11 protein-coding genes are annotated in these 11,926 nt (G+C 70.4%); 4 read left to right on the forward strand and 7 right to left on the reverse strand.

Annotated elements, in window-relative coordinates:
• Positions 1-40: 40 nt before the first annotated feature.
• Positions 41-1,105: a bifunctional DNA-binding transcriptional regulator/O6-methylguanine-DNA methyltransferase Ada gene (gene ada, locus CIW48_RS06815; protein ID WP_173009207.1), complete on the reverse strand. Its 1,065-nt coding sequence runs from the start codon at positions 1,103-1,105 to the stop codon at positions 41-43.
• 178 nt (positions 1,106-1,283) lie between these two features.
• Between ada and CIW48_RS06820 the strand changes: the two genes are divergently transcribed.
• A complete protein-coding gene (locus CIW48_RS06820) occupies positions 1,284-2,270 on the forward strand; it encodes a hypothetical protein (RefSeq protein WP_149310140.1) in 987 nt (328 codons plus the stop codon).
• A 223-nt stretch (positions 2,271-2,493) separates the two neighbouring features.
• Here the strand turns inward: CIW48_RS06820 and CIW48_RS06825 are convergent, their stop codons facing one another.
• Positions 2,494-3,240, reverse strand: a complete 747-nt coding sequence (locus tag CIW48_RS06825) for a YebC/PmpR family DNA-binding transcriptional regulator (protein ID WP_091778484.1) — start codon at positions 3,238-3,240, stop codon at positions 2,494-2,496.
• A gap of 228 nt (positions 3,241-3,468) precedes the next feature.
• Here CIW48_RS06825 and CIW48_RS06830 point away from each other — a divergent pair, with 228 nt between their 5' ends.
• On the forward strand, positions 3,469-4,515 hold the full coding sequence (locus CIW48_RS06830; protein WP_149310141.1) for an SDR family oxidoreductase: 1,047 nt from the start codon (positions 3,469-3,471) through the stop codon (positions 4,513-4,515).
• 295 nt (positions 4,516-4,810) lie between these two features.
• Here CIW48_RS06830 and CIW48_RS06835 read toward each other — a convergent pair whose 3' ends face one another.
• Genes CIW48_RS06835 through CIW48_RS06850 form a run of 4 tightly spaced genes read right to left on the reverse strand, consistent with a single transcriptional unit; the run spans position 4,811 to position 8,249 of the window.
• Complete coding sequence (locus CIW48_RS06835; protein WP_149310142.1) at positions 4,811-5,608, reverse strand: HAD-IA family hydrolase; 798 nt, start codon at positions 5,606-5,608, stop codon at positions 4,811-4,813.
• Positions 5,602-6,288, reverse strand: coding sequence for a ribulose-phosphate 3-epimerase (gene rpe / locus CIW48_RS06840; protein WP_149310143.1), 687 nt, complete (start codon positions 6,286-6,288; stop codon positions 5,602-5,604). The genes CIW48_RS06835 and rpe overlap by 7 nt, the downstream gene beginning before the upstream one ends.
• A 20-nt stretch (positions 6,289-6,308) precedes the next feature.
• The gene (locus tag CIW48_RS06845; RefSeq protein WP_149310144.1) at positions 6,309-7,169 is read right to left on the reverse strand and encodes a phosphoribulokinase; all 861 of its coding nucleotides are present in this window, start codon (positions 7,167-7,169) and stop codon (positions 6,309-6,311) included.
• Between the two features lie 24 nt (positions 7,170-7,193).
• A complete protein-coding gene (locus CIW48_RS06850; RefSeq protein ID WP_149310145.1) occupies positions 7,194-8,249 on the reverse strand; it encodes a class 1 fructose-bisphosphatase in 1,056 nt (351 codons plus the stop codon).
• 194 nt (positions 8,250-8,443) lie between these two features.
• Here CIW48_RS06850 and CIW48_RS06855 point away from each other — a divergent pair, with 194 nt between their 5' ends.
• Positions 8,444-9,391, forward strand: a complete 948-nt coding sequence (locus tag CIW48_RS06855; RefSeq protein WP_091778472.1) for a LysR family transcriptional regulator — start codon at positions 8,444-8,446, stop codon at positions 9,389-9,391.
• A complete protein-coding gene (locus CIW48_RS06860; protein WP_149310146.1) occupies positions 9,388-10,629 on the forward strand; it encodes an FAD-dependent oxidoreductase in 1,242 nt (413 codons plus the stop codon). The genes CIW48_RS06855 and CIW48_RS06860 overlap by 4 nt, the downstream gene beginning before the upstream one ends.
• A gap of 2 nt (positions 10,630-10,631) precedes the next feature.
• On the opposite strand, the gene CIW48_RS06865 is transcribed toward CIW48_RS06860, so the two are convergent.
• Positions 10,632-11,873, reverse strand: a complete 1,242-nt coding sequence (locus CIW48_RS06865; RefSeq protein WP_173009203.1) for an MFS transporter — start codon at positions 11,871-11,873, stop codon at positions 10,632-10,634.
• Between the last annotated feature and the right edge of the window lie 53 nt (positions 11,874-11,926).

The raw sequence follows: 11,926 nt of genomic DNA on the forward strand, positions 1-11,926 counted from the left end.
ACCGTCCGCGCGAGCGCGCCGCAGCGCGCGCTGGCGGGCCTCAGCCCTCGGCCTCCCGGTCGAGCAGCGCCCGCTTGCGCGCGACGCCCCAGCGATAGCCCGACAGGGCGCCGTCCGAGCGTACGACTCGGTGGCACGGGATCGCCACCGCGACCGGATTCGCCCCGCAGGCCTGGGCGACCGCACGGGTCGCCGTCGGCAGGCCGATGGCGCGGGCGATCTCCGCGTAGGTCGCCGTCGATCCGACCGGGATCTTCCGCAGCGCTTCCCAGACCCGCTGCTGGAAGGCCGTGCCGCGGATGTCGAGCGGCAGAGAGAGGCCGCTCCCGGGCGCCTCCACGAGACCGATGACTTGCGCCATCCAGGCCTCGAAGGCCGGGTCGCCCCCCTCGATCGCCGCGGCGGGAAAGCGGTCCTCGAGATCGCGCAAGAGCGGCTCGGGCGCGTCCCCGAGCAGGATCGCGCAGACGCCCGCATCGGTGGCGGCGACCAGGATCGCACCCAGGGTGCAGGCACCGATGCCGAACCGGATGCGCAGGCCTGCGCCGCCCGTCCGGTAGGCGGCGGGCGCCATGCCGAGACGGGGCGCACCACCCGCGTAGAAGCGGCTCGCCGCGCCGTAGCCGGCCTCGTAGAGCACCTCAGTCACCGAAGCGGCGCCGGGCAGCCGCCGCGCCACCAGCGCGGCGCGATGGGCGGCCGCGTAGGCCTTGGGCGTCACGCCGGTGGCAGCCTTGAACAGTCGGTGGAAATGGTAGGCGCTCAGGCCGGCAGCGCCGGCGAGTTCGGCGAGGGACGGCATCGTCTCGGCGGCCTCGATCAGGCGGCAGGCGCGGGCGATCGCCGCGGCCCGACGCTCGGCGAGGGCGGGTTCGTCCGGACGGCAGCGACGGCACGGCCGGAAGCCGGCCGCCTCGGCCTCGGCGCAGGTCCGGTGAAAGCTGACATTCTCGGGCCGGGCCGCCCGCGAGGCGCAGCTCGGGCGGCAATACACCCCGGTGGTGCGCACCGCGTACACGAACGTGCCGTCCGCCCGCGCGTCGCGGGCGGCGAGGGCCGCCCAGCGCTCGGTATCGCCGGACCCTGTCCTTGTTACGGTACTCATGGCGGCGGCACTATGCGGCTTGGCGTGGGCGTTGAGGAGGGGCATGACGGGGCCTGCCGGGCGGTGGATGACGCGTGCAGCACTCTGCCCGTCCGCCGCCGCACCGGCATCCCGCTCCTTGCTGCCGAATCCGTCATCCTCGGCGGCTGGAGCGGGCGACCCGCCTCACGAGTGCGCCATGACTTCGAGCACGCCCGACCACATCCATGTCGGCCAGGACGGATGGCTGTTCCTGAAGACCGGGACCAATGACGTGCTCGGCCAGTACGAGCGGCCGGAGGAGACGACGGAGCTGATCTGGCAGTGGCGCAGCCTCGTGTCGACGCGGGAGCGGCGCCTGCGCGCCCAGGGTATCCTGTACCGCCACGTCGTCGCCCCGGAGAAGCTGATGATCTACGATCACCGGCTCGACGGGCTCACCATCCGGCCGAGCGCGTCGCCGGCCTACCGGCTCCTCCACAGCGAGCCCATGCCGGGCCGCCTCCTCGGTCCGATCGGGCTGTACGCGGCCTGGCGCCGCCGGAAACGCTGGCGGCAGACCTGCATCGACCTGGTGACGCCGATGCGGGCGCAGCGCGACACGGCCGACCTCTATTGCCGGACCGACACGCATTGGTCCTCCGACGGCTGCTTCCTGGCCTACGCGGAGATCTGCCGGGCGCTGGGCGCCGCGCCGCGGCAGGATCTGCGCGAACGGCCGTCCTACGAGACCGACCATGACGGCGATCTGGGGAGCGCCTTCGATCCGCCCCGGCGGGCGCGCTCCCGCACCGTCCTGATGCAGCAGGACGCGGTGCGGACCTATGGCAGCCCGATCGTCGAGGCCCGGGAGAGGGCCGGCCTGCTGCACACGCTGCATGTCGGCGCGCACGTGGTCTACGGCAACGCCAAGGCCGACGACCCGCGCCGCCTGGTGCTGTTCGGCGATTCGTTCGCGCACGTCATGCCGTACATGCTGACGATCATGCTGGCGGAAACCTTCCGCGAGGTGCACTTCATCTGGAGCACCTCGCTCGACTGGGCCTATATCGAGCGCGTCCAGCCCGACATCGTCCTGACCGAGGTGGCCGAGCGCTTCATGGTGCAGCTGCCCGACGACACCTTCTCGGTGGAGCGCTACGCCCAGGAGCGGTTCGGCGCCGAACTCGCGGCCGCCGGCGCCTGAGATTTCGGGATCACTCGGCGGCTGGCCCGGCAGGCCGGGACCGCGCAGCGGGTCCCGTGATCCAGAGCCTCAACGGATGCCCGAACCGGCTCTGTCCGTCGTTCCGGATTCCGGGCTCGCCCGCGGCGTCCCGGAACGACGGGGCCGCTGTCGCGCGGGATGACAGACCCGGAGATTGCGCGCGTGCATCCGCCGGCGTGGTCCGCGCCTGTGAGGCCGCCTCTTACGCCTGCAGCTTGGCGACGAGTGCATCCGACAGGGCGAAATTCACGTAGACATGCTGGACGTCGTCCTGGTCCTCGATCACCTCGACGAGCCGGATGAGCTTCTCACCGGTCTCGTCATCGACGTCGATCGTGTTCTGCGCCTTCCAGATCAGCCCGGTGCGGCTCGGCTCGCCGAAGCGCCCCTCGAGGGCCTTGGCGACCTCGCCATAGGAATCCTGGGCGCAGACGACCTCGTGCCCGTCCTCGCCGGAGCTGACATCGTCGGCGCCGGCCTCGATCGCAGCCTCCAGCATCGTGTCGGCATCGGCCACGGAGGCGGGATAGGCGATCACGCCGACGCGGTCGAACATGAACGCCACGGCCCCGGTCTCGGCGAGGCTCCCGCCCGACTTGGTGAAGGCCGAGCGCACGTCCGAGGCGGTGCGGTTGCGGTTGTCGGTCTGCGCCTCGACGATCAGCGCGGCGCCGCCGGGGCCGTAGCCCTCGTAGCGGATGTCCTCGTAGTTCTCGCCGTCGGCGCCGGCAGCCTTCTTGATGGCGCGCTCGATATTGTCCTTGGGCATATTCTCGGCGCGAGCCGCCAGAATAGCCGCGCGCAGGCGCGGGTTCATCGCCGGATCGGGCGTGCCGAGCTTGGCCGCCACGGTGATCTCGCGAGCGAGCTTGCCGAACACCTTCGAGCGGACCGCGTCCACCCGGCCCTTCCGGTGCATGATGTTCTTGAACTGCGAATGGCCTGCCATGACGGTTCAGACTTTTGTTCGTTGGCGCGGGCGGGCGTCCGGGACCCCGCCGTCGCGGCTGTGAGGTCGCGCCGTATATAGGCCGCCGTCTTCCGACGAAGCAACGCAGCCGCCGCCAGTCTGCGGGCGCAGGCGGGCATAGCGGCGCCGGCTTCCCAATCTCGTGAGCCCGGAAAGAACGGCGGCTTCGGGCGTTGGCGCTGGTCTTCACGCGCAGCTGGAAGCCTGATGTCGAGCCGCAACGGACGAAGCACGGTCATGGTCACGGGCGCGAGCGCCGGTGTCGGCCGCGCCGTGGCGCATGAATTCGCCCGACATGGCTGGAATGTCGGGCTGATCGCCCGGGGCGAGGCTGGGCTGAGGGGCACGATCCGCGACGTCGAGCAGGTCGGCGGCCGGGCGCTGGCCTTCGCGATCGACGTCGCCGACGCGGACGCCGTCACGCAGGCCGCCGATGACCTGGCCGAGACGTTCGGCGGCATAGATGTCTGGGTCAACAACGCGATGGTGACGATCTACGCCCCCGTGCAGGAGACGAGCCCGGAGGAGTTCCGCCGCGCCACCGAGGTAACCTATCTCGGTCAGGTGCACGGGACGCTTGCCGCCCTGCGGCATATGGTGCCGCGCGACCGGGGCACCGTCGTGCATATTGGCTCAGCGCTCGCCTACCGCTCGATCCCGCTCCAAGCCAGCTACTGCGCCGCCAAGGCCGCAGTGCGCGGCTTTGTCGATTCCCTGCGCAGCGAGTTGCTTCACGATGGCAGCCGGGTGCGGCTGACGATGGTGCAGCTGCCGGCTGTGAACACCCCTCAGTTCGACTGGGCGCGCTCGCGACTGCCGCGCAAGCTCGAGCCGGTTCCGCCGATCTACCAGCCGGAGGCGATCGCCCGGCACGTCTTCCAGGCGGCCCACGTCGCGCCGCGGGAATTGTGGATCGGCGCCTCGGCTTGGAAGGCGATCATCGGAAACATGCTGATCCCGGGCTGGATCGACGGCTACCTCGCCCGGCACGGCTATCGCGGGGAGATGACCGACGTGAAGGCGCAGAAGAACCGCCCCGACAACCTCTACGACCCGGTGGACACCGATCCCGGGGCGCACGGCCGCTTCGACGCCCGCGCGACCGGCCACGTCGCGGCGGCCGACCCGCGCTGGCTCAAGTTCGGGATCGCGGCGGCGGTCGGCATCGTTGCCGGCACGATGCTGTTCGCCACCGAGGCGCAGGGCCGGGCGGCGGGGCGGCGGGACCGCCGGCTCGACCGGGCGCGGCGCTGACCGGCTGGGACGGGCGGCGGCGGTCGGAGTCCATGCGTCGCGCGGTGGCGCGGCCTTCGAGACCGGGCGCGCCCCTCGCGCCGAGCGGACGGTGGCGAGGACGCGCCGGACCTCGTCGGACAGTTGGTCGGCCTGACGGGACAGGTCCGAGGCCGAGACGAGGACCCGGTCGCGGAGGCGCATGCCCGGTCGATCGCGGTATCGATGACTGCGACTGCCGCATCGGCGATGGCCGTCAGGCCGATGACGGCCTTGGCATATCATTCCGCGACGGCGATCGAAGAAGGGCGCCCCGTCAGGAGCGCGTCGAGGGCGGCCCGACGCGTCTCGGCGAGCCGCCCGGCTCTTCCAGGGCGTCGTGCCACCGGAGAAGGCCGGCGAGATCCACGATCCCGCCCGGCCATTCCAGACCGGCGAGGTGCCGATGCGGACGCCCCGGCTCGCCGAGGTCCGAGACCGCCGAGAAGGCACCGTCGAGACGATGGCTATCGGTGTAGCGGCTCCGGGTTGCCAGGACCGGCAGGCCGGCGGCCCGGGCGGAGCTAATGCCGGCGGTGGAATCCTCGAAGGCCACAGCCTCCGAGGCCGCAACGTTCAGGCCGGCGAGGGCCAGGAGGAACACGTCGGGGGCGGGCTTCTTGCGGTTCGCCTCGTCGCCCGCCGCGATTACGTCGAAGGGGGCGGCATCCGGCGGGAAATTGGCAGCCAGGAGCCGGTCCACGTTCGGTCGGCTGGTTGTGGTGGCCACCGCGATGCGGAGTCCGGCCGCCCGGGCCTCGGCAATCAGCCGGGCGACCCCGGGGCGCAAGGGCAGACCGCTTTCCGCAACCTGCGCCCCGTATGCGACGGTTTTGCGTGCGTGGATTTCCGGGGCCAGCGCGTGGAGCGCGTCGGCCTCGTACGGATGTTGCGTGTCGATGTAGTGGGCGAGCCGCTCCTTGCCGCCCATCACAGTGAGCAGGTTGGCGTAGAGCGCCTCGTCCCAGTGCCAGGGCAGGCCGAGTTCCGCGAAGGCGCGGTTGAACGCCTGCCGGTGCAGATCCTCCGTCTCGGCGAGGGTCCCGTCGACGTCGAAGATCAGCGCCTTCAGCACGACAGGTCGCGACCGGAGGCCCCCTCCGCGCCTTCACGAATTGCCGCGATGCGCTCTGCGTAGGCGTCCGGGCCGCCGCTGAACACGGCATTGCCGGCCACGAAGGTGTCGGCACCGGCGCGGCTCGCAGCCTTCACGGTCTCAGGGTCGATCCCCCCATCCACCTGGATGCGGATGTCCCGACCCGCAACCATGGCGCGCACCCGCGCCACCGATTCCATCGCACTCTTGATGAAGCTCTGGCCGCCGAAGCCGGGATTGACCGTCATGATCAGCACGAGATCCACGAGGTCGAGCAACGGCTCGACCATGGCGGCCGGCGTGCCCGGGTTGATCGCCACGCCGGCGCGCTTGCCGAGGTCGCGGATCGTCTGGAGCGAGCGGTGGATATGCGGCCCGGCCTCGGCATGGACCGTGATCCCATCGGCCCCCGCCTGCGCGAAGGCCGCCAGGTATGGATCGGCCGGCGCGATCATCAGGTGCACGTCGAAATACTTCTGCGTGTGCGGGCGCAGGGCTTTCACGACGGGGGGCCCGAAGGTGATGTTGGGCACGAAATGGCCGTCCATGACGTCGAGATGGATCCAGTCGGCCCCGGCCGCGTCGACGGCGCGGGTCTCCTCGGCGAGCTTCGAGAAGTCGGCGGACAAGATCGACGGGGCGATGACGGGTGCGAGCATGGGAGGCTTTCGGGATTGGCTCAGGCCAGCCGGCGGCGGCGCTCGACGAGCTGCATGATCATCGGTGTCAGGATCAGCTGCATGGCGAGATCCAGCTTTCCGCCCGGGATCACGATGGAATTGGCCCGGCTCATGAAACTGTCATGGATCATGGAGACGAGGTACGAGAAATCGATCCCCTTCGGGTCCTTGAAGCGGATCACCACCATCGATTCGTCGGCGGTGGGTATCCAGCGGGCGATGAACGGGTTCGAGGTGTCGACCGTCGGCACCCGTTGGAAGTTGATGTCGGTGAACGAGAATTGCGGGCAGATGGTCTGCACGTAGTCAGGCATGCGCCGCAGGATCACGTCGGTCACCGCCTCGGTGGAGTAGCCACGAAACGAGCGGTCCCGGTGCAGCTTCTGGATCCATTCGAGGTTGATCACCGGCACGACGCCGATCTTCAGGTCGGCGTAACGGGCGATGTCGACATCCTGATCGGCCACGCAGCCGTGCAGGCCCTCATAGAACAGGAGGTCGGAATCGGACGGGAACGCCTCCCAGTCCGAGAAGCTTCCCTCAGGGATGCCGTAGGCCTGGGCGTCGTGCTGGTCATGAGCGTAGTGGCGGGTGCGGCCGGTCCCGGTCTCGGCATAGCTGCGGAATACCGCCTCCAATTCGGGCAGGAGGTTGGCGCGCGGGGCGAAGTGGGACAACGTCGGCTCGTTCGCCATCATCGCCCGCATCGTGTCGCGGTCGAAGGCATGGAAGCCATCACCCTCGATGAAGACCGCCCGCACATCCTCGCGGCGGAAGATCTGCTCGAAGGTGTTGCGCACCGACGTGGTGCCGGCCCCGGAGGAGCCGGTCACCGAGATGATGGGGTGCCGCGCCGACATTCCGTCCGGACTTCGCGTTGCGCCTCAGGACCGCATCAGGCCGCGCTGGCCGAAGAGCGGCGAGCGGCCGGCATCGGGCTTGCCGCCCGCATAGTAGGTCGCGACACAAGCCACCTCCTCGGTCGAGCCGCAGACCAGCGGTGCCCGCTCGTGGATGCCGGTGGCCACGAGGTCGAGGATCCGCTTCTCACCGTCGGTGGCGGTCCCGCCCGCCTGCTCAACCAGCATGGCCACGGGCGCGACCTCGTAGAGCAGCCGCAGGCGGCCGCGGGCGTAGTTCTTCCGGGCATCGCCCGGGTAGAGGAACACGCCGCCGCGGGTCAGCACGCGCTGGATGTCGGCCACCAGGGAGGCCAGCCAGCGCATGTTGTAGTCCTTGTCGCGCGGGCCCTCGGTGCCGCGCTGGCAATCCTCGATATAGGCCTTCACAGGGGCGTCCCAGTGCCGGGCATTCGAGGCGTTGATGGCAAATTCCTTGGTCGAGGCCGGCACAGACATGGCCTGACTCGTCAGCTTGAACCGACCCTCGGCGCGGTCGAGCACGTAGGATTGGGTGCCATCCCCCAGCGTCAGGATCAGCGCGGTGGCCGGGCCGTACGTCACGAAGCCCGCGGCAATCTGCGCCGAGCCGGGCGTCGTGAACGAGGCGAGCGGGTTCGCCGGATCCTTGATCGACGGCCGGATCCCAAAGATCATGCCCACGGCCATGTTCACGCCGATGTTGGAGGAGCCGTCGAGCGGGTCGATGGCGACCGCAAGCGGCGCGTCCGGGTTTAGCCGCATCACCTCTTCGGCTTCCTCGGAGGCGACCTCGGCGACCGGAGCGCTCCGCAGGGCTGCGGTCACGCTCTCGTGAGCGATGACATCGAGGGCCTTCTGCACGTCGCCGTCGCTGTTGTGCTCGCCCGCGGCCGCGAGGTCGCCGCCGAGCGCACCGCGCCCGATCCGTTCGCTGATCTCCACGGCCGAGCGCGCCACCGCCGCGATCACCGCGGCGGCATCCTTCAGGGCCGGGCTGGCGTCCACGGCCTGCGCCAGGCAGGTCTCGAGGGGGGTCCCGATCGCCGCTGAAATTGCCATCGGCCTACTCCTCCTACTCGGATCCCGCCCGCCGGGATCGCGCGTTGCGCGCCGGCTCTGTAGCGGCCGCTTGGCTGCCAGGATAGCGGTCTCTGTCTCCGGATCGACAGGAACCCGCGGCCGGGCCTTCAAGATTTCTGTGCGATCTTGTGCCATAGGACGCAAAAAACGAGACCTCCGCCGAGAAATCCGCCATGCGCAACCTCTCCCTCAAGCAGCTCCAGGCGGTCGCTGCGGTGGCCCGCCTCGGCACCATGACCCGGGCGGCGCAGGAACTGAACGTCACCTCGGCGGCCCTCTACGCGCGGATCCGTCAGCTGGAGGAGGAGGCCGGGCTGCTGCTGTTCGACCGGACGCCCGGTGGCCTTAAGCCGACCGACGCCGGACGCGAGATGCTCTGGGCGATCGACAGCATTAACACCGTGCTTGAGACCTGCACCGACCGCCTGCGCACCCTGCGCGGCGCTGAGGGCGGGCGCGTGGCGCTGGGCGTCGTCTCGACCGCGAAATATTTCGCGCCGCAGGTGATCGCGGGCTTCGTCAAGAAGCACCCAGGCGTCGAGATCAGCCTTTCGGTGCGCAACCGCGGCCAGACCGTGGAGGCGCTCCGCGGCTACGAGATCGATTTCGCGCTGATGGGCCGTCCGCCCCGGGATTTTCCCATCGAGGCCGCGACCTTCGGGCCGCACCCGATCGTACTGATCGCCCCGCCGACCCATCCTCTGGCGGGCAAGACCGGGCTGAACCGCGAGGATCTTGCCGATCAGCCGTTCTTCCTGCGGGAAGAGGGCTCGGGCACCCGCATGGTGTTCGAGGAGTTCATGAGCGGGGTGCTGGTGAAGCGGGCACCGCTCGACATCGATACGGGCTCGAACGAGACCATCAAGCAGGCGGTGATGGCCGGGCTCGGCATCGCGCTTCTCTCGGTGCATTCGGTGGCGGCCGAGTTGGAAACCGGCCGCCTCGTCCTCCTCAACGTCAAGGGTCTGCCGATCCGGCGCGACTGGTACGCGGTCCGGCGCGCCGACAAAGTGCTGGGTCCGGCCGCCTCCGCGGTCTGGTCCTACCTGATGTCGGAGGGCGCCCGCAGCCTGCCAGGAGTCGCGCAGAGCGGTCTGGCACTTGCGGGAGCCAAGGCGTGAGCGCCGCGGGCATCGTCGTCGCGGGCGCAGGCCAGGCGGGCTTCCAGCTCGCCGCCTCCCTGCGCGAGGGCGGCTTCAAGGACCCGATCACCCTGGTCGGTGACGAGACCGTCCTGCCCTACCAGCGTCCTCCTCTGTCGAAGGCCTATCTCGCCGGCAAGACCGACCAAGAAGGCCTGTTCCTGCGCCCGCACGGCTTCTTCGCCGAGCATGCCATCACGCACCGGCCGGGGCTCCGCGCCGTCGCGATCGATCGGGCGGCGCGCCGCCTGCAGCTCTCAGACGGCGCAAGTCTTCCCTACGACCACCTCGTGCTCGCCACCGGCGCGCGCAACCGGCCCCTGCCCGTTCCGGGCGCCGCTCTCAAGGGCGTGCGGCAGTTGCGCGGGCTCGCGGATGCCGATGCGCTGAAGGCGACGATCGGTACGGCCCGGGTGATCGTGGTCGTGGGTGCCGGATTCATCGGGCTGGAATTCGCCGCCGTGGCGGCGGCGCGCGGCCTCCCGGTGACGGTGATCGAGGCAGCCGAGCGGCCGATGGCTCGGGCCATCTCATCCGAAATGGGACGGTTTTTCCGCAGCGCCCACGAGGCGATGGGCGTGCGCTTCGCCTTCGAGGCGACCGTAACGGCGATCCTCGGGCGCGACGGCCATGCCGCCGGCGTCGCCCTGGCGGACGGCCGGGAACTCGCCGCCGATCTCGTCCTGGTCGGGATCGGCGTGCTGCCGAACCGAGAGCTCGCCGCGGAGGCGGGTCTGCCGTCCGAGGGCGGCGTGGAGGTCGACGCGTTCCTGTCCACGCCGGACGCCGCCATTTCGGCGATCGGCGATTGTGCCCGCTTCCCCACCCCGTTCGCTCACGGGCTGACGCCGGACGGAACGGTGCGGATCGAATCCGTGCAGAACGCCATCGACCAGGGGCGCTGCCTCGCGGCCCGGCTCACCGGCAAGCCCGCTTCCTACGGCGCCCTCCCGTGGTTCTGGAGCGACCAGGGTCCGCATAAGCTGCAGATCGCCGGATTGTCGGGCCCCGGTGATGCCAGCGTGATCCGCGGCTCCGGCGACGCCTTCTCGGTATTCCGCTTCCGCGAGGGGCGCCTGAGCGCTGTGGAATCCGTCGATCGGGCAGGCGACCACATGATCGCCCGGCGCCTGCTCGCCGGCGGGATGCCGCTCACTCCCGATCAGGCCGCCGATCCGGGCTTCGACCTCAAGGCACTGGCGTTGCGGCGGGTCTGACCTCAGCCCGGGAACGCCACCGGCGCCGGCTTCTGCCGTAGGGCAAGGGCGGTGGCGATGCCGAGCGCTAGGATGGTGACGGCGCATCCCAGAAGCGCCCCGAGCTGGCCGAACCGGAGCAGCGCCTGCCCGATCACCGCGACGCCGAGCGCCTGCCCGCAGAAGAACGAGAAGGCGTGGAGCGCCACCGCGGAGGCGCGGGCCGTCGGCGCGACCTCGGTCACCTGGGTCTGATAGGTGTTGTGCAGCATGTAGAATCCGAGACCCATGGCGGTGAGCGCCGCGCAATCGACCTGCCAGGATCCGGCGAGCCCGACCACGGTGAGCGAGGCGCCGCAGATCAGGCCGCCGCCGATCAGCATCCGCGGCAGGCCAAGCAGCCGCACCAGCAGCCCGACAAGCGCCGAGTAGGCCAAGCCGCCGACCGCGAACCCCGCCAGCACGAGTCCGGCCTCGCGCGGTCCGCCCTCCCCGCGGGCCTCGATCAGCGGGGCAAGATGCGGGAACACGCCGAAGATCGCGATGGCTTCGATGAACACTGCCGAGAACAGCACCCGCGCCCGCGGGTTTCGCAGGATCGTCCAGTAGCGCGTCACCGCCACGGCAAAGGCCGGGCGGCGGGCGGCGGGACGGCCGGTCCGATCGAAGCCGAACACGGTCGCCGCGCAGGCGAAGGCCGCCACGGCCGCGGTGACCGCGAAGACGCCGCGCCAGCCGATCGCTGCCTCGATCAGACCCGCGAAGGTCGAGCCCGAGAGCTGGCCGAGGATCACCGCCACCAAGAATCGCCCGATCGCCACTTGGCGGCCCTCCATCGGGACGCGGTCGCCCAGCAGCGCCAGCGAGAGGGGGATGCAGCCGCCGGCTGCCGCGCCTGCCAGCATGCGCAGGCCGAACAGGCTGCCGATATCCGGCGCGACGCTGCACAGGATCAGCGCGACGGCGAGCACCGCGAGGCAGGTGCTCATCACCCGCTCCTTGCCGAGCGCATCACCGATCGGGCCGAGCACCGGCTGGATGAAAGCGTAGGGCAGTGCGAAGGCGGTAGAGAGGAGCGCCACCGTGTGCGCATCGCTCGCAAGATCCCGGGCGAGCACGCCGACAAGGGGCTCGACCGAGCGCAGTGCGAAGGTGCTGCCGAAGCCCGCGCAGGCCAGCACGACGATCAGGCGCGGAATCGACGTGGTCGGCGCCGCGGAAAGCGTCGCCGCGGGTGTGAGGGCCGGCTCTGTGCTGTCGGTCATGGGGACGCTTCGCGACGCGGTCTAAACCAGACTCGCGGCATCGCATCTCCCCA

Origin of the sequence: Methylobacterium sp. P1-11, assembly GCF_008329595.1 — a bacterium.
GTDB lineage: Bacteria > Pseudomonadota > Alphaproteobacteria > Rhizobiales > Beijerinckiaceae > Methylobacterium.